The organism is Trinickia camelliae, from assembly GCF_053525655.1.
In genome coordinates, this window is sequence record NZ_JBCHAA010000003.1 from 1 (window position 1) to 17,024 (window position 17,024).

Here is a 17,024-nt window from a genome sequence, read left to right on the forward strand (position 1 = left end):
CCCCGGTCCCGGGGAGGGACGGACTATACGGAACGGCGCGAAATCAAAGTTGCACAACAAACCCAAGCAAAAGAACCAAACGCCGTAGGCAAAACAAAAGCCCTAGCCGCCAATCAAATTAGCAACCTTAATCGTCCGCGTATCCGGCACTTCGGCATAAGAAAGCACCTTCAACTGCGGCAAGCTACGCCGCAAAAAGCGAGCAAGCATAGCCCGCAGCGCATGCTGCACAAGCAACACCGGCGGTAAGCCAGAATTCTGCTGCCGCATCATGGCCTTCTGCGTTTCGGTAAGCAGCGTATGCGCAAGACCAGGCTCGAGCCCAGGATTCGCGCTAGTAGAAAGCGCCTGCGAAAGCACACGCTCAAGCCCGGAATCAAGGCCCATAACCTGCATATCCCCATTCCCCGGATACCACTGCTGCGTAATCGCGCGCCCCAGCGCCAACCGCACCGCCGCGGTGAGATCATGCGCATCGGTAACCTTCACCGCATGCTCCGACAGCGACTCGAGAATCGTCCGCATATCGCGAATCGGCACGCCTTCATCGAGCAGGTTCTGCAGCACCTTCTGCAAGGTCGTGAGCGACAGCGTCTTCGGCACAAGGTCTTCGACAAGCGACGGCGCATCCTTACCCGTGCGCGTAATCAACGCCTGCACCTCCTGTCTGCCGAGCAACTCCGCCGCATGCTGCACGACGAGATGATTCAAGTGCGTCGCAACCACCGTGCTCGAATCGACAACCGTATACCCGTACACCTGCGCCTGCTCGCGCAGATTCGTATCGATCCACACGGCCGGCAGCCCGAATGCCGGATCCTGCGTCGGCGCACCCGGAATCGCCGCCGTGACCTGCCCCGGATTGATCGCGAGCCACTGCCCCGGAAACGCCTCGCCGATGCCCACTTCGACGCCCTTCAACGCAATCCGGTAAGCGTTCGGCCGCAGTTCGAGGTTGTCGCGGATATGAATGACCGGCGGCAAAAAGCCGATCTCCTGCGCGAACTTCTTGCGGATGCTCTTGATCCGCTTGAGCAGTTCGCCGTCGGCGTTCTTGTCGACGAGCGGGATCAGCCGGTAGCCGACTTCAAGGCCAAGGGCATCGATCAGCGTCACGTCGTCCCAGCTCGCCTCGTTGCTTTCCACGGGCGTGGCCGCCGCCGGCGCAACGTCGACGAGCGCCGAGCTCGTCTTCTTCGCCTCTTCGCGCTTCTTCATCACGCGCCCGAGCTGGATCGCGCCGCCGCCGAGCAGCAAGAACGCGAAGTGCGGCATGCTCGGAATCAGCCCCATCAGCACGATGATCGTGCCGGTGATCATCAAGACTTTCGGGTTCGTGAAAAGCTGGCCGGTGAGCTGGGTGCCGATGTCTTCGTCGGTGGCGACGCGCGACACGATTACGCCCGCCGCCGTCGAGATCACGAGCGACGGGATCTGCGCGACGAGGCCGTCGCCGATCGTCAGCAGCGTGTAGTTCTTGCCGGCCGCGGCGAAGCTCATGTCGTGCTGCACGACGCCGACGATCAGCCCGCCGATGATGTTGATCACCATGATGATCAAGCCCGCGATCGCGTCGCCGCGCACGAACTTCGACGCACCGTCCATCGAGCCGTAGAACTCGGCTTCCTGCGAGACCTGCAGGCGGCGCTTGCGCGCCTGGTCTTCGTTGATGAGGCCGGCGTTCAAGTCGGCGTCGATCGCCATCTGCTTGCCGGGCATCGCATCGAGCGTGAAGCGCGCGGACACTTCCGCGATCCGCCCCGCGCCCTTCGTGATCACCATGAAGTTGATGATCATCAGAATCACGAACACGACGATACCGACCGCGAAGTTGCCGCCCACGAGGAAGTGGCCGAACGATTCGATCACCTGGCCCGCCGCGTCGGGGCCGGTGTGGCCTTCGAGCAGCACGATCCGCGTCGAGGCGACGTTCAGCGACAGCCGCAACAGCGTCGAGAACAGCAGCACGCTCGGGAACGCAGCGAAATCGAGCGGCTTCATCGTGTACATGCTGACGAGCAGCACCATCACGGAAAGCGCGATGTTGAACGTGAACAGCAGATCCAGCAGAAACGGCGGCAGCGGCAGGATCATCATGCCGAGGATCATGCAGATCAGGATCGGCCCCGCGAGCGCGCGCAGGTTGTTGCCTGCGAGCATCTCCGGCCGCTTGCCGAACAGGGCGCCTACGCGTGCGTTCATGATGCCTCCCGCCGGGCCGCCCCAAGGGAGGCATCAGCCCCCTCGGGGGGCAGCGAACGGCAGTGAGCGTGGGGGCCGTTCATATTGAGGCTCCTTTATCTGCGCCCTTGGTTTTCTTTGTCGTGCCTGTGTTCAATGCTTCCTCGGCTTCTTCGTCAGCGTCGTCATCGGACACCGGGCCCTGGTCCAGATCGGACGGCACTTCGAGTTCGGTCGGCGTCGCCGGAATGTCGCCGCCTTCCGCCCTGAAGCGGCGCAGCTGATAGACCCATGCGAGCACCTGCGCGACCGCGTTGTAGAGCGTGGCAGGAATCTCGCGATTCAAATCGACGTTGTGATAGAGAGCGCGCGCGAGCGGCGGCGCTTCGAGCAGCGGCACGTTGTGCTCGGCCGCGATCTCGCGGATGCGCGCCGCGACGAGGTTCACGCCCTTCGCGACGACCTTCGGCGCGCGCATCTCGCCGTCGCTGTACTGCAGCGCGACCGCGAAGTGCGTCGGGTTGGTGACGACCACGTCCGCCTTCGGCACCGCCGACATCATCCGGCGCCGCGCCATCGCGCGCTGCTGCTGACGAATGCGATTTTTTACGTGCGGATCGCCTTCGTTTTCGCGGTTCTCGCGCTTCACTTCTTCCTTCGTCATGCGCAGCTTCTTGTGGAACTGCCAGAGCTGATACGGCACGTCGAGCGCGGCGACCAGGAACATCCCCGCCACCGTCATCCCGCAGCACACCGCGATCAGATGGAAGGTGCTGCCGATCGCCTCGTGAAGCGGCAGCGTCGCGAGCGCGACGATGTCGTCCTTGTGATTCATGATGGCCAGCGCGCCAATGACGCCGACGACAATCGTCTTCACCAGCGACAACCCGAGCTGGATCGGCCCGTTGATCGAAAACATCCGGCCGAGGCCCGTGATCGGATTCAGGCGGTCGAACTTCGGCTGGAGCGATTTCGACGAGATCAGCCAGCCGCCGAGCGCAATCGGCGCGAGAAGGGCGGCGAGGCCCGTCAGCGCGAGGATCGGCAGGAGCGCATGGAAGCCTTCCATGCCGGCGCTGCCCGCTCCGATCAGCATCTTGTGGGTATCGATCACGCGCGCGTGATCGAACGTGAACGCGCCGCGCATCATCGCCACCAGGTGGCTGCCGATCGTGCCGGACAAAGCCCAGGTGCCGTAGAAGCCCGCCGACAGCAGCGCAAACGACGTGAGCTCCCGCGACCGCGCGACCTGGCCTTCCTCCCGCGCCTTTTCCAAGCGCCTGGGGGTGGCTGATTCGGTCTTATCGAGGTCGCTATCCTCTGCCATGAGGCTCTCGGGCTTTCCAAACGGGCACGGCGGAATGCCGCTTTCCCACTGGCAGCGATTATTCCGTCAGACGTCAAGCCACGATCGGCGGATAAGGACGGGGAAAGGGGTGTATTTCGAGTGATGGGGCGGGAGGGGGATCCCGCCTCAAATCGCCGCCGCTCGCGCCATCCGCCGCCGGAGCCCGCGCAGGACCCACGCGGCCGGCCAGCGCCTCACCACGCCGGGCACGCACCGATAGAGCTTCGGCGCATAGCGGACGAACCACGCCCAGCGCCGCGCGTCGCGCTCAGTCCAGGGCAGGCCGAAGGCGTGGCGCAACTCGGCGGGCAGGAGCGCACGCGTGGCAAAGCCCTGCAGCGGCATCAGCGCGCGAATCCACCACGGCGCCCCTTCGGCGCGCAAAAGCGCGTGCACGTAGCGGCGTACGTCCTCGTTGACGGTGAAACCGGCGAGCGACTGGGCCCAATAGATGTCGAAGGCGGCGATGTCGCGCGGCCACAGGTCGGCGGGCATTTGCAGCGTCGTGCCGTAGACGGCCGCCTCGCGGCACAGCGCATCAGCATCGGCCGGCGTGAGCGGACGGTCGAAGATTTCGCACAGCGTGAGCGCGCCTTTGAAAAGCGTCGCCGCGACCCAGCGCTGCAACTCCGGATCGAACGCGTTGTACGAAGGCGAGCGCACCGGCCCGTGGGCTTTGTTGACGTAGCGGGCGACGTACTCCCGCTCTTCGGCCGTGCCGAGCGTCACGGCGTAGATGAAGGTCATCGTCGTGCGCAGCCGGTCGACGGGGCGCCGCAACGTATAGCTATGCTCGACGACGCCCTGGCCGACCCCGGGATGCGCAAGCTGCAGGACGACTGCCGCGCCTGCGCCGAGGTAGATGTAGGCTTCCTTCGTCACGTCGGCGAGGCGGATGGGCCCGGCGCGCGGCGTGCTAAGGCTTTCGATGGACATCGGGGGATTGAGTCGGGGCGAGCGCCGGACGAATGAACATCCGGCGCTCGCCTGCTTGAGGCTTAAGACTTAAAACGCGACGTACGGCGACTGACTACCTGAAGGGTAGCCATAAAAGACGCTGCGCCCGAAGAAGAACGGCAGGCCGATATCGAGCACATTTATGCCTATAGATCCGCCCAAATTGTTGTATGCGAAATTGTTGGTGGCAAAGAGGGAGCTGGCATTAGCGATACTCAATGTCAGCGTGGCACTTCCGCCGGTACCGTCGAAGTTTTGCGCAGTGGCGGAACGCGACAACGTGCTCGATGGGCAATAGAAACTTGAGTTCGAGCAAGTAGTCATCGCACTATCTGATCCGGCCTGGAAGTAGTAGGCGTTCGAGCCCGAGTCGAAGAATACCTCTCCCTGCGGTAGAGAAGTCCCGTTGTATGTGCCGCTCACGTCACCCAACGAGTTGGTCGTGAACTTGTTCGACGCGGTGTTCGTATTGTTGGACTGCGTACCGATGCCGAACACCAGCGTGCCGGTCGCCGACGAATTGCCCCCCGACGATACTGCCGGCAGCGTGAGTATCACGCCGTTGTTATCGGTCGCGAACTTCGTCACCGGATTGGTGACCTGCTGCGTGAGCGGAACCGTAGCGCCCGAACAACTCCCGCTGCTTGGGCATGCGTAGTACAGCGGGGTGGTATTGGTCGATGTCGTGCACGAAGGACAATCATAGGGAGCGACGCCGATGCCTAGAATCCCGTTCGAGCCAAGGTCTTGCGCGGTGTTTTGCGCGATCCCGTTGCAACCGGACGGCGCCGAACTCTGGTCGCCGATGATCTGGATCGGCACGCTGCTCGCCGTCTCGCCCGCAATCTGGACGTTGGCCGTACGAACCGAACCCAGCGTGTAGGTGCCGTCGAGGAAGACCGTGCACTCGACGAGGCCCGAGCCGTTGACCTGCTCCTGCGGCAGGCTGCCCCGCACCTGAGAGACCGCGCCGCTGACGACCCGCAGCCCGAACGATTCTGTATCGACCTGGATATTGTTGACGGTCTGGCAGTTCGTCGTGCTGCCCGGAGCACAGATAGTCACGCTGACCGTTGGGATGTTCGGCACGCCGCTGACGCCGGAATTCACCGTCACGGTCGTCGAGTTCGAGACCGACGGCGTCGAGCCGCCGCTGCTGCTACTGCCGCCGCCCCCACCTCCGCCTCCGCATCCCGCGAAGAGTGAAATCGCTGCGGCGAAACCGAGCACGCCGAGCCCCTGGATGAGTCTTGTCGTGAATCGCAAGGTTCTTCTCCCGTTCGTCGGTGGGTTACTGAATGTCGGAGCCGGTGACGCCGCTTGGCATCGCCTGCGGCAGATACGCCTGGCCGATGAACGCTCCCATGTGGCCGCCCGCATGGACGACCAGACCGCTCTGCTCGACCACCCCCGGCCCTCTCACGCCGGCGGCGCGCGCCGCCTGGACGCCCGAGGCGTACTGCGGAAAGTAGTCGCCGAGCAGCTGGGGCAGGTTCGGCATCTGCGGACCGCGCCACGCGATGCCGAACACCGTGCCGGACGTGGTCACGTATTCGCGGACCACCGTCCCCGAGGACAACGTGGTCTGTATCACCGAATAGGACGCGGACGTGGAAGAAGTGGTCTGCGTGGTGGACGAGGTGGACGAGCCTTGCGCGGCAGCGCGCGCAACGGCGGGCGAAACAGTCGAGGAACTGGCGCCCGTGGGCGTCTGCATGGGGTTGCCGCCGAGCACAGCATAGGCGGGAATCACGAAGAACAACGAACTAGGCACAGCGATCGACGCCTGCAAGACAGCGCGTCTAAAGCGACTCGACATCACGAAGCCTCCCTTGCAATCGGTTTCCCACGCTTGGTCGGCGCATGCGCCGCCAGCGCTTGGGGTTCAAGCACTACCGGCGGAATGCGGGATACGGGCGCCGGCGCGCATGCACCGTAGTATGCCTGTTGTTCGCGGCGCCGAGCGCTTTGGGGCGCAATCGTGATGCGCTCACGCGAACATGGAACGCGGCAGCGGCACGCCTGAAAGGGCGGCGTAAAAAAGGGAAAAAGAGGAAGGAGCAAGCGGCGGCTGAATCGCGCGCGACCTGCATAGCGAAAAGCCTCGCCGCCCGCGCCGCTCGATGCGGCGCGGACTGGCGATCCGTCCATCAGAACCCGAGGCTCGCCAACAGATCGTCGACCTGCTCTTGGCCCTGCACGACTTCCGCGTTGCCTTCCGGATTGATCTGCGGACCGTTCAAGAGACTGTCCGGATCGTGAGCGGAGAGCGTCGACGCTGACGCCGCGAACTGCTCGCGCCGCTCCGGCGCGATGTTCTCGACGAGCACCGAGAGCAGCTGCCGCTCGATGACGTGGATGACCTCGATGATCTTCTTGATCACCTGGCCGGTCAGATCCTGAAAGTCCTGCGCCATCATGATCTCGAGCAGCTGCGCGTTGGTCGCCGTCGTCACTTCCGACACGCTCGCGAAAAACGCGCGCGTGTCGGTGAGGAGCGACCCGACCTCCTGACGCTCGAGCGGCGCTTCGTACCACTGCGCCCAGCGCGCGTCGAGCTGGCTGGCCTCGCCGTTAATGCGGTCCTGCATCGGCTTCGACAGGTCGATGGCCGTCAGCACGCGCTCGGCCGCCTGCTCGGACAGCGTCGAGACGTAGCGCAACCGGTCGCGGGCGTCCGGCGCGGCCTTCACCGCCTCTTCGATCTGCTTGTCGAGACCGAGCTCGTGCATCGTGTCGTGCAGCGCGCGCGTGAGCGCTGCGATGCGGGCAAGAATGCGGTCGGCCGTCAGATCGGCGTCTTCAGTGCCCTCTTCGGGCAAATTGATCGACTGGTCCACGTTATCACCCGGCTTTCGCCATCTTCTCGAGGATCTTGTTGAGCTTTTCGTCCAGCGTCGCGGCGGTAAACGGTTTCACCACGTAGCCGCTCGCGCCGGCCTGCGCCGCCGCAATGATGTTTTCCTTCTTCGATTCGGCCGTCACCATCAGCACCGGCAGATGCTGGAGCGACGCGTCGGCGCGAATTTCCTTGAGCATCGCGAGGCCGTCGAGGTTCGGCATGTTCCAGTCGGAGATCACGAATTCGAAGCCGCCGCCGCGCAAGCGAGCCAAGCCCATCGCGCCGTCTTCCGCCTCTTCGACGTTCGAATAGCCGAGTTCCTTCAGCAAGTTGCGGACGATCCGGCGCATCGTCGGAAAGTCGTCCACGACCAGAATCTTCATTCCCTTGTCCATCATCTTGATTCCTTTATCTCAATTTTGCGGCGAGGACCGCTTATCTGTTCACCAGGGTCACACGCGCTGCACGCGGTCACCCATCGCCGCGAGGCGTGTCATCACCCGCCGGCTCATTTCCGATAAAGGCGCAACTTCGTCCGCGCCGCCCATCGCGATTGCCTCGCGCGGCATGCCGAACACGACACAGCTCGCTTCATCTTGCGCGAGAGTGTATGCGCCAGAATTTCTCATGTCTAACAATCCCGCAGCGCCGTCCTTACCCATGCCGGTCAGAATCACGCCGACGGCGTTCTTACCCGCATGTTGGGCAGCCGAGCGGAACAGCACGTCGACCGAAGGACGGTGCCGGTTCACCGGCGGATCGTCCGACAGGTGCGCGATGTAGTTCGCGCCGCTACGCGCCAGCAGCAGGTGAGCGTGGCCCGGTGCGATGTACGCATGGCCCGGCAGCACCCGCTCGCCGTGCTCCGCTTCCTTCACGCCGATCCGGCACAGGCCGTTCAAGCGCTGCGCAAAAGATTTCGTAAACCCGGGCGGCATGTGTTGGGCGATCAATACAGCGGGCGAGTCAGGCGGGAGCGGCACGAGCACTTCGCGGATCGCTTCGGTGCCCCCCGTCGACGCGCCGATGATGATCAGCTTCTCGGTACTGACGAGCGGATTGTTGAGCATCGGCGCATGCGCGGCCGCGGCGGCTGCGGCGCCCGCCGCCGCATGCTGCGCAGGCGCGGCCTGCCGCACGCGGGCGCGCGCCGCGGCGCGCACCTTGTCGGCGAGTTTTTCCGCGTAATCGAGCATGCCGTCGCGAATGCCGACCTTCGGCTTGGTCACGAAATCGACCGCGCCCAGCTCCAGCGCACGCAGCGTGATTTCCGAGCCGCGCTCGGTCAGCGACGACACCATCACGACCGGCATCGGCCGCAAGCGCATCAATTTCTCGAGGAAGTCGAGGCCGTCCATGCGCGGCATTTCGACGTCGAGCGTCAAGACATCCGGGTTGTGTTGCTTGATTAGGTCGCGCGCGACGAGCGGATCGGGCGCGGTCGCGACGACCGTCATGTCCGGCTGGCTGTTGATGATTTCGGTCATCAGGCTGCGGATCAGCGCTGAATCGTCGACACACAAAACTTTGATCTTCTGCACGGCTACTACGCCTCCTCTACAGTCCTGGGGCTGTTTTGACTAATCGGGCGCGTGCTCGAAGCCGCACTGGCGCCGAACAGCTCGATACGCGGTTTGCCCGTCGCGGGCGGCTTATTGGCCGGCTGAGTGGCCGAGTTATTGGCCGAACTCGCCGCCGCGCCTCCTCCCGGGCCACCGCCGAATAACTCGACGCGCGGCTTGCTCGCCGTCGACGCAAAGAGTTCGACGTGCTCGCGAGCGCGCGCGTGGCGCGCCGCGCGCAATTCCGCAGTCTGCTTGGCGAGGGCCTGCTCGCGCTCCGCGACGCTCGGCTCCTGCTGCAAACGCAATTTCTTCACCGCCGCCTGTCCCGTGTAGGGCATGAACGCGACTTTGCGCGGATGCTGGCCCTGCAGGTCCTCGGCGACGATGCGAATCTTTTCGAGGCCGAGATAGCGGCGCACGAACTCGGAGTTTCGATCGCCGATGTTGATGGTCGTCATGCCCGCGAGCACCGCCGCGCCGCCGAACACCTTCGCCTCGAAGCGCTCGCGCCGGCCGCCCATCTTGATCAGCTCGTTGATCAGCACTTCCATCGCGTACGCGCCGTAGCGCATCGAATCGGAGGCGGCCTGCGCGGGCTCGGTGCCGTCGTCGGGCAGCATGAAGTGGTTCATGCCGCCGATGCCCGCCGTGCGGTCGTGAATGCATGCCGCCACGCACGAGCCGAGCACCGTCACGAGCACCATGTCGTCGCCGGTCGTGTAGAACTCGTTCGGCAGCAGCTTCACGCCCTGACGGCGGAAGTGGTTGTCGTAGTAAAGGTTGGTGGCGATCGGAAGGCCGTTCATGCTGCCTCCCTTCGCGGCATCGAAGCGGCGGTTTTAGCTTGATCGTGGCTACGGCCGCGCGAATTGGCGCCCGCGCCCGCGTCGCGCGTCAGCTCGTAAACAGTCTGTCCGCGCAGCTTGAACGCCTGCGTCACATACGTGAAGTTCTCCGAGTGTCCGGCAAACAGCAGCCCGCCCGGCTTCACGAGCGGCTCGAAGCGCGAGAGCACCTGCGACTGCGTCGGCTTGTCGAAGTAGATCATCACGTTGCGGCAGAAGATCGCGTCGAACGTCGCGCCGAGGCGATAGTCCGCATCGGTCAGGTTCAACTGCTCGAAGCGGATCATCGCGCGCACTTCCGGACGCACCTTCACGTAGCCCGCGTGCGAGCCCGTGCCCTTCAGGAAGAAGCGCTTGAGACGCTCGGGGCTCAACTGCTTGACCTGGTCGAGCGAGTACACGCCCGCTTCGCCCTTGGCGAGCACTTGCGTGTCGAGATCGGTGGCGAGCACGGTGGCCTGGCGCGCGGCCGAATCGCCAAGCGCTTCGATCAGCGTCATCGCGATCGAATACGGTTCCTCGCCCGTCGACGCCGCCGAGCACCACACCGACACCGGCGCCTGCCGGCGCTTCACGAAATCCGCGAGGATCGGGAAATGGTGCGACTCGCGGAAGAACGCGGTCAGGTTCGTGGTCAGCGCGTTCGTGAACGCTTCCCACTCGGCCGGATCGTTCTCCGATTCGAGCAGGTCGAGGTAATGGCGAAAGCTGTCGAGCCCACGCGCGCGCAGGCGCCGGGCCAACCGGCTGTACGCCATGTCGCGCTTGTGGTCGGAAAGCGAAATGCCCGCGCGACGATGAATCAAATCGCGAATGCGCGCGAAATCCGCCGACGTGAAGTCGAAATCGCGCTCCATCTCGCTCGTTCTCACGGGCGGCTCGGAGCGGTCGATTCGTTGTGCGCGCGCTGTCGTCATGATGCTTGCTTAGAAGGTTTCCCAATCGTCGTCGGAAGCCTTGCTCGCGACCGTCGGCGCGGGCGCGGCAGGGCGCGGCGCGGGCGCCGGTGCCGAAGCGCGCGGTGCGGCAGGGGCCGCCGAACGTGGCGTGCCGGATGCCTCGGTGCGCGCGGACCTCGCGGGCTTGGCGCTCGTCGGCGCGGCCGGAGCGGAAGCTGCCGGAGACGCCGGTTGCGCCGGCGCCGTCAATTGCGGCTCGCGCGGCGCCGACAGCGCTTGCTGAGCGGACTGCGCCTTTTTAGGTGCAGGCAGCGCGCCTTTCGCCTTCGCCGCCGTGCCGCCAATCGCACGCGGCGCCGGACGAGCGGCTCGCGCCACCGGCTGCACCGCATGAACCGCCTCACCCGTGACGCGCCACGCGCCCACCACCATCTTGAGCTTGCGCGTCTGCTCTTCGAGCGACGCGGCGGCAGCCGCCGCCTCTTCGACGAGCGCCGCGTTCTGTTGCGTCACATCGTCCATCTGCGTCACGGCGCGATTGACCTGCTCGATCCCCGTCGACTGCTCTTCGGACGCCGCGCTGATCTCGCCCATGATGTCGGTCACGCGGCGCACGGCCTGCACGATCTCTTCCATCGTCGTGCCCGCGCGGCCCACGAGTTGCGTGCCGTTTTGCACCTTGTCGGCCGAGTCGCCGATCAACGACTTGATTTCCTTCGCCGCCGACGCGCTCCGCTGCGCAAGGCTGCGCACTTCGCCCGCGACCACCGCGAAGCCGCGCCCCTGCTCGCCCGCACGCGCCGCTTCGACGGCCGCGTTCAGCGCGAGGATGTTGGTCTGGAACGCGATCCCTTCGATCACGCCGATGATGTCGACGACCTTGTTCGAGCTCGTCGCGATGTCCTGCATCGTCTCGACGACCTGGCTCACCACTTCGCCGCCGCGCGTCGCGATATCGGATGCGTTGACGGCCAACTGGCTCGCCTGCCGCGCGTTCTCGGCGTTCTGGCGCACGGTGCCCGTCAGCTGCTCCATGCTCGCCGCGGTTTCCTGCAGCGAAGCCGCCTGCTGCTCGGTGCGCTGCGACAGATCCGTGTTGCCGACCGCGATCTCGCGCGCGCCGACGTCGATCGATTCGGTGCCGCCGTGCACGGCCCTCACCATCTCGGTGACAGCGTCCTGCATGCGCTTGATGCCGCCGAACAGGTGGCCAATCTCGTTCTTGCTGAACACGTGCACCGGATGCGTGAGATCGCCCCCGGCGACGCGGTCGAAGTGCGAGATCGCATCCTGCAGCGGCTGCACGATGAGGCCGCGCATCGCGAAGCGGATCAGCACGACGAGCACGAGCGCGACCGCCGTCACCGCGACGATCAGCATGCTCATCAGCGAGATGTGCGATTGCGAGCGCGCGTGCAGCGCTTCGGCATGCTGCTGGCGCGCCTTGATGACGAGCGCCGCGGCCTGGTCGAAGGCGACGAACATCGGGCTGATCTTGGTGTCGGCGATCGCGTGGTAGCCGGCCATGTCGCCCGCGCGCGCCGCCGCGAATTCCGGCTCGACGCCGTCGTGCAGGACGCTCGCGTGCTTCGCGCTCAGGTCGTCGAGCAGCGCGCCGTCCATGTCGACCTTCGGTGCGTCCTGGTAAGCCTGCCACGCCGTGTTCGACAGTGTCAGCAACTCCTGCGCGCGGTCGAGCACCTTCTTCGCTTCGTCGGCGTTGTTCGCCTCGGACAGCGCGCGGAAGCGGTCGAGCGCCACGCGCGAGCGCAGCAGGTAGGCGCCGGCATCGTCGAGCGAATGGATCGCGGGCAGATCGCCGCGCGCGAGCGTGTCGAGCGAGTGGCTCGCGCCGTTGAGCGCCGACAGACCGAGCGCGCCGACAGCGACGGTCAGCGCAAGAAGCACCACGCCTATCGCGGTCAGCGTCGTGCGGATCGACCAGTTGTGCAGCATCGTGAGTGTCTCCGTGGGCCGGGGATGCGTGGAAAAGGCTGGGTGCCGGAACGTTGCGCTATCAGTGCGCGAGGTTCTCGATCAGCGCCATCTCCTTGCTGCTCATCAGTTTTTCGATGTCCATCAGGATCAGCATGCGGCCGTCGACGGTGCCGAGGCCCGTCAGGTATTCGGCCGTGAGCGTCGCGCCGAATTCGGGCGCCGGCATGATCTGGTCGACGGTGAGCGTCAGCACGTCGGACACGCCGTCCACCACCATCCCGACCACGCGATGCGCGATGTTCAGGATGATCACGACGGTCTGATGGTCGTACTCGACGCGGCCCAAGTGGAACTTGATGCGCATGTCGACGATCGGCACGATGATCCCGCGCAGATTGATCACGCCCTTGATGAAGTCGGGCGCGTTGGCGATGCGCGTCACGCTGTCGTAGCCGCGGATCTCCTGCACTTTGAGGATGTCGATGCCGTACTCTTCCGCGCCGAGCGTGAAGACGAGGAACTCCTGCCCGGCTGCGTCGCCTTGCAGCGCATCGCGGCGGCCGGCGACGCCGGTCGATTGGTTGGATTGGACTTCTGCCACGTTAGCCCCCAAGCGGTTGGGAATTGCGAAAAATTGACGGTTAGAAACTCATGGCGCCGTGCGAAGCACGGGACTCGCGAAACAGTGCCGCCACGTCCACGATCAGCGCGACGCTGCCGTCGCCGAGGATGGTCGCGGCCGAAATGCCGTGCACCTTGCGGTAGTTCGTTTCGAGGTTCTTCACGACGACCTGCTGCTGCCCGACGAGTTCGTCGATCAGCATCGCGAAGCGCCGGCCCTCGGTCTGCATGATCGTGACGATGCCTTGCGTCGGTTCGGTGCGAGCATCTTCGACGGCGAACACTTCGTGCAGCGCCACGAGCGGCAGATACTCGCCGCGCACGCGCACGACACGCTCGCCGTTGGCGACGGTGTAGATGTCTTCGGCGTTGGGCTGCAGCGACTCCATCACGAAGTTCAGCGGCAGGATGAAGATCTCGTTGCCCACCTTCACCGACATGCCGTCGAGAATCGCGAGCGTGAGCGGCAGAACGATGCGCGTGGTGCTGCCCTTGCCCGCTTGCGACTGGATCTCGACGTGGCCACCCATCGACTGGATGTTGCGCTTGACGACGTCCATGCCGACGCCGCGGCCCGACACGTCGGTCACTTGCTCGGCGGTCGAGAAGCCCGGCAGGAAGATCAGGTTCCAGACTTCCTCGTCGGTCATCGACTCGCTGACCTGCATGCCCTGCTTGGCCGCCTTCGCGAGAATCTTTTCGCGGTTCAAGCCCGCGCCGTCGTCGCTGACCTCGATCACGATGTTGCCGCCGTGATGCGCGGCGGAAAGCACGAGCTGGCCGGTCGAATCCTTGCCTGCGGCGCGGCGCTTCTCGACGGTTTCGATGCCGTGGTCGAGGCTGTTGCGCACGAGGTGGGTGAGCGGATCGATGATGCGTTCGATGAGGCTCTTGTCGAGTTCGGTCGCTTGACCGAACGTGACGAGTTCGACTTCCTTGCCGAGCTTCGCGGCGAGATCGCGCACGAGCCGCGGGAAGCGGCTGAACACGTAATCCATCGGCATCATGCGGATCGACATCACCGCTTCCTGCAGATCGCGCGCGTTGCGCTCGAACTGGGCCATGCCGTTGTAAAGGCGGTCGTGCACCGCCGGGTCGAACGCGCTCGTGGTCTCGGCGAGCATCGCCTGCGTGATGACGAGTTCGCCGACGAGGTTGATCAGCTGGTCGACCTTTTCGACGCCGACGCGAATCGAGCTGCCTTCGGCCGTCGCGGCTGCGGCGGCGGGGCGGGGCTTCTTGTCTTCGGCAGCGGCCGGGGCGGCAGCGGGCTTCGGCGCGGCGGGCGGCGGCTCGGGTGCTTTCGGCGCGGCTGCCTGCGCCGGAGCGGGCGCAGCCGGTGCCGGTGCGCTTACCGGTTGCGGCGCCGCAGGCGCGGGCGCGGCGGCTTGAGCCGGCGCAGCCGCCGCACTCGGAGGCGCTGGCGGTTCTGCCGGCGCCTCCTCCCCAGCGGGCGCGGTGCCGCGGCCGATCACGATCTGGCTTTCGTCGATCACGAAGCAGCACACGGCAGTGATGTCGTCGGACGACACATCGGTCTCGAGGTACAGCGTCAAGTCGCCGCCGCTCTTCACCGTCCCGACGATCTGCCCCAGGTTCCCCAACTCTTCGGTCAGAAGTTCCTGGTCCTTCTCCCCCACCCCCCGTAGCGTAATTTTCAGGTGAGGTCCTGCATCGTTTCCGCCGGTGGCCGGCGCCGACGCAGCCGGTGCCGGTGCGGCGCCCGGTGCGTGCCCGAGCTCCTGCTCGGCCTGTGCGACGACGTGCTCAGGCGGATTCGCGCCCGTGCTTGCCGCGACCGGCGGCAGGTCGAACGCGATGTCCATCGCCGCCGCAGGCGCCGGCTCCGGCGCTGCGGGCGCCGCCGCGTCGCCGCTCTCGGCATTGAGGCGTTCGAGCTTCGCGCACACCTCCGCGGCCGCGGCCGCGTCGGGCTCGGCGCTCGCGCGGTAGGCGGCGAGCTGATCGGCGAGCACGTCCTTGGTCTCGAGGAACGTGTCGACCATGTCCTTGCGCAGCGTGATTTCGTTGTTGCGCGCGCGGTCGAGCAGCGATTCGAGGATGTGCGTCGTCTCCGTCAGCGCGGTAAAGCCGAAAGTCGCCGCGCCGCCCTTGATCGAGTGCGCCGCGCGAAAAATCGCGGCGAGGTCCTCGGGGTCCGGCGCGCCGATATCGAGGTTCAGCAGCAACTGCTCCATTTGCGCGAGCAGTTCATCCGCTTCATCGAAAAACGTCTGGTAGAACTGAGTGATGTCGAGAGTCATGCTGGGTCACCGCGAGGGGTCTTGTCCTTGGCTACTGCTGCGCTTCGCAAATCTGCTTGGTCAAATATCGCGCGTCCATCCGCGCGTCTTACGTATCGTTCCTTCTGTCGCGCCGCCGCTACGCACCGAGCGTCGCGACCAACTCGGTCAGCGTCTCCGGGTCGAGCGGCTTTTCGATCCAGCCCGTCGCGCCCGCCGCGCGCGCCGCATCCTTGAATGCCTCGCCGTCCTCGGTCGTGAGCACCAGAATCGGCGTCTCGACATAGGCCGGATTCGCGCGCAGCGCAGCGATCACATCGAGCCCGCTGCGCTTGGGCATGTATTGGTCCGTCAGCACGAGATCGAACGCCTGCGCGAGCGCGTTTTCGAGCCCTTCCTCGCCGTCGGCGGCGACCGTCACGCTGTAGCCCGCCTCGGTCAGCGTCGCGGAAAGGATTTCGCGCATCGCGGCCGAATCGTCGATCGCCAGAATGTTCCTGATCATCTATTCCTCACGGCGCCTGGCGGGCGCGGTGGACCGGCGCAGCCTTGCGCTGCGCGAAGGGCGCGCCGCTCATGGCTTGGCCGGCACGGTCACGGGTTGAGGAGCCACGGCGGGCGCCGGCGCGAGCGTGTTGCTAAGGGCTTTTGCGCCCGCCGCGTCGTCCGACAGCGTCGTCGTGGAGGTGTCGTCGCGCGTCAGCGCGTCTTCCGATTTCTTGTTCAGCACGATGATGCTGATGCGCCGGTTCTCCGGATCGAGCGGATCGGCCTTGTTCAGGTTCTGCGCGGAGGCGAGGCCGATCACGCGCAGCACTTTGTCTTCGTCCATGCCGCCCGCGATCAGCTCGCGGCGCGAGGCGTTCGCGCGATCCGCCGACAGTTCCCAATTGCTGTAGCCCTTCTCGCCGCCGGCATACGGCACGGCATCGGTGTGGCCCTGGACGACGATGCGGTTCGGCACGTCGTTCAGCGTCTGGCCGATCGCGCGCAGGATGTCGCGCATGTACGGCTCGACGTCGTCGCTCGCGGTCGCGAACATCGGCCGCTTTTGCGTATCGACGATTTCGATGCGCAGGCCGGTCAGCGTCGAGTCGACGCGGATCTGCTGCTTGAACTGGCGCAGGATGGGGTTCGCTTCGATCGCGGCCATCAGCTTGATTTGCAGATCGTGCAGACGGACCTGTTCGCGGCGCTCGAGCGAGCCTTGCTGCTGGTTGATTGCTTCGTCGTCGCTCTTCGAGGCGGTCCTCGTGGCCTTCGAGGTGTCGCCGTCGCTGCGGCGCGTGACGCCGTCCTTGTCGGTCGAGATGTCGCGGCCGCCGCCTTTGACGATGCTCGAATCCTCGGCGCTGCGGTCGCCGCCGAAGAGCGCGGCCTTGAGCGGCTGCTGGAAGTATTCGGCGATGCCCTTCAGCTGCACGGGCGTGACCGCGCTCAAGAGCCACATCAACAGGAAGAACGCCATCATCGCGGTCATGAAGTCCGCGTACGCGAGCTTCCACGCGCCGCCGTGGTGCGACTTCTTCGCTGCCGTCACGCGCTTGACGACGATTGCGCGCTCTTTTCCTTTGCTCATGGCCGA

15 protein-coding genes are annotated in these 17,024 nt (G+C 65.3%); all 15 read right to left on the reverse strand.

Annotated elements, in window-relative coordinates; translation table 11 throughout:
• Window positions 1-102: 102 nt before the first annotated feature.
• Window positions 103-2,202 (reverse strand): flagellar biosynthesis protein FlhA, encoded by a 2,100-nt coding sequence (gene flhA, locus AAHK20_RS06295; protein WP_449180600.1) that lies wholly within the window; start codon window positions 2,200-2,202, stop codon window positions 103-105.
• A gap of 79 nt (window positions 2,203-2,281) precedes the next feature.
• Window positions 2,282-3,508 carry a flagellar biosynthesis protein FlhB gene (flhB, locus tag AAHK20_RS06300; protein ID WP_449180601.1) on the reverse strand — a complete coding sequence of 409 codons (1,227 nt, stop codon included), beginning with the start codon at window positions 3,506-3,508 and terminating at the stop codon, window positions 2,282-2,284.
• 147 nt (window positions 3,509-3,655) lie between these two features.
• Window positions 3,656-4,465, reverse strand: coding sequence for an oxygenase MpaB family protein (locus AAHK20_RS06305; protein WP_449180602.1), 810 nt, complete (start codon window positions 4,463-4,465; stop codon window positions 3,656-3,658).
• A 69-nt stretch (window positions 4,466-4,534) separates the two neighbouring features.
• Window positions 4,535-5,752 carry a DUF3443 family protein gene (locus tag AAHK20_RS06310; protein ID WP_449180603.1) on the reverse strand — a complete coding sequence of 406 codons (1,218 nt, stop codon included), beginning with the start codon at window positions 5,750-5,752 and terminating at the stop codon, window positions 4,535-4,537.
• A gap of 25 nt (window positions 5,753-5,777) precedes the next feature.
• On the reverse strand, window positions 5,778-6,305 hold the full coding sequence (locus tag AAHK20_RS06315; RefSeq protein ID WP_449180604.1) for a DUF2844 domain-containing protein: 528 nt from the start codon (window positions 6,303-6,305) through the stop codon (window positions 5,778-5,780).
• A 331-nt stretch (window positions 6,306-6,636) separates the two neighbouring features.
• Window positions 6,637-7,326 (reverse strand): protein phosphatase CheZ, encoded by a 690-nt coding sequence (gene cheZ, locus AAHK20_RS06320; RefSeq protein ID WP_449180605.1) that lies wholly within the window; start codon window positions 7,324-7,326, stop codon window positions 6,637-6,639.
• A gap of 4 nt (window positions 7,327-7,330) precedes the next feature.
• Window positions 7,331-7,723, reverse strand: coding sequence for a chemotaxis response regulator CheY (cheY, locus tag AAHK20_RS06325; RefSeq protein ID WP_137334369.1), 393 nt, complete (start codon window positions 7,721-7,723; stop codon window positions 7,331-7,333).
• A 57-nt stretch (window positions 7,724-7,780) separates the two neighbouring features.
• Entirely contained in the window at window positions 7,781-8,869 is a 1,089-nt protein-coding gene (locus AAHK20_RS06330; protein WP_449180606.1) for a protein-glutamate methylesterase/protein-glutamine glutaminase, read from the reverse strand.
• Window positions 8,870-8,874: 5 nt separating this feature from the next.
• On the reverse strand, window positions 8,875-9,699 hold the full coding sequence (gene cheD, locus AAHK20_RS06335) for a chemoreceptor glutamine deamidase CheD (RefSeq protein ID WP_449180607.1): 825 nt from the start codon (window positions 9,697-9,699) through the stop codon (window positions 8,875-8,877).
• Window positions 9,696-10,655: a CheR family methyltransferase gene (locus AAHK20_RS06340; RefSeq protein ID WP_449180608.1), complete on the reverse strand. Its 960-nt coding sequence runs from the start codon at window positions 10,653-10,655 to the stop codon at window positions 9,696-9,698. The genes cheD and AAHK20_RS06340 overlap by 4 nt, the downstream gene beginning before the upstream one ends.
• A gap of 9 nt (window positions 10,656-10,664) precedes the next feature.
• The gene (locus AAHK20_RS06345) at window positions 10,665-12,593 is read right to left on the reverse strand and encodes a methyl-accepting chemotaxis protein (RefSeq protein WP_449180609.1); all 1,929 of its coding nucleotides are present in this window, start codon (window positions 12,591-12,593) and stop codon (window positions 10,665-10,667) included.
• A 61-nt stretch (window positions 12,594-12,654) separates the two neighbouring features.
• Complete coding sequence (cheW, locus tag AAHK20_RS06350; protein ID WP_449180610.1) at window positions 12,655-13,176, reverse strand: chemotaxis protein CheW; 522 nt, start codon at window positions 13,174-13,176, stop codon at window positions 12,655-12,657.
• Window positions 13,177-13,216: 40 nt separating this feature from the next.
• Entirely contained in the window at window positions 13,217-15,460 is a 2,244-nt protein-coding gene (gene cheA, locus AAHK20_RS06355; RefSeq protein ID WP_449180611.1) for a chemotaxis protein CheA, read from the reverse strand.
• 118 nt (window positions 15,461-15,578) lie between these two features.
• Window positions 15,579-15,944 (reverse strand): response regulator, encoded by a 366-nt coding sequence (locus tag AAHK20_RS06360; RefSeq protein WP_449180612.1) that lies wholly within the window; start codon window positions 15,942-15,944, stop codon window positions 15,579-15,581.
• A gap of 69 nt (window positions 15,945-16,013) precedes the next feature.
• Window positions 16,014-17,018: a flagellar motor protein MotB gene (motB, locus tag AAHK20_RS06365; RefSeq protein ID WP_449180613.1), complete on the reverse strand. Its 1,005-nt coding sequence runs from the start codon at window positions 17,016-17,018 to the stop codon at window positions 16,014-16,016.
• Between the last annotated feature and the right edge of the window lie 6 nt (window positions 17,019-17,024).

What these genes read in the sequence shown, in the direction of transcription:
- flhA (WP_449180600.1), bottom strand. Translation starts at nt 2,202, where the DNA reads ATGAACGCACGCGTAGGCGCCCTGTTCGGCAAGCGGCCGGAGATGCTC.
- flhB (WP_449180601.1), bottom strand. Translation starts at nt 3,508, where the DNA reads ATGGCAGAGGATAGCGACCTCGATAAGACCGAATCAGCCACCCCCAGG.
- AAHK20_RS06305 (WP_449180602.1), bottom strand. Translation starts at nt 4,465, where the DNA reads ATGTCCATCGAAAGCCTTAGCACGCCGCGCGCCGGGCCCATCCGCCTC.
- AAHK20_RS06315 (WP_449180604.1), bottom strand. Translation starts at nt 6,305, where the DNA reads ATGTCGAGTCGCTTTAGACGCGCTGTCTTGCAGGCGTCGATCGCTGTG.
- cheY (WP_137334369.1), bottom strand. Translation starts at nt 7,723, where the DNA reads ATGGACAAGGGAATGAAGATTCTGGTCGTGGACGACTTTCCGACGATG.
- cheD (WP_449180607.1), bottom strand. Translation starts at nt 9,699, where the DNA reads ATGAACGGCCTTCCGATCGCCACCAACCTTTACTACGACAACCACTTC.
- AAHK20_RS06340 (WP_449180608.1), bottom strand. Translation starts at nt 10,655, where the DNA reads ATGACGACAGCGCGCGCACAACGAATCGACCGCTCCGAGCCGCCCGTG.
- AAHK20_RS06345 (WP_449180609.1), bottom strand. Translation starts at nt 12,593, where the DNA reads ATGCTGCACAACTGGTCGATCCGCACGACGCTGACCGCGATAGGCGTG.
- cheA (WP_449180611.1), bottom strand. Translation starts at nt 15,460, where the DNA reads ATGACTCTCGACATCACTCAGTTCTACCAGACGTTTTTCGATGAAGCG.
- AAHK20_RS06360 (WP_449180612.1), bottom strand. Translation starts at nt 15,944, where the DNA reads ATGATCAGGAACATTCTGGCGATCGACGATTCGGCCGCGATGCGCGAA.
- motB (WP_449180613.1), bottom strand. Translation starts at nt 17,018, where the DNA reads ATGAGCAAAGGAAAAGAGCGCGCAATCGTCGTCAAGCGCGTGACGGCA.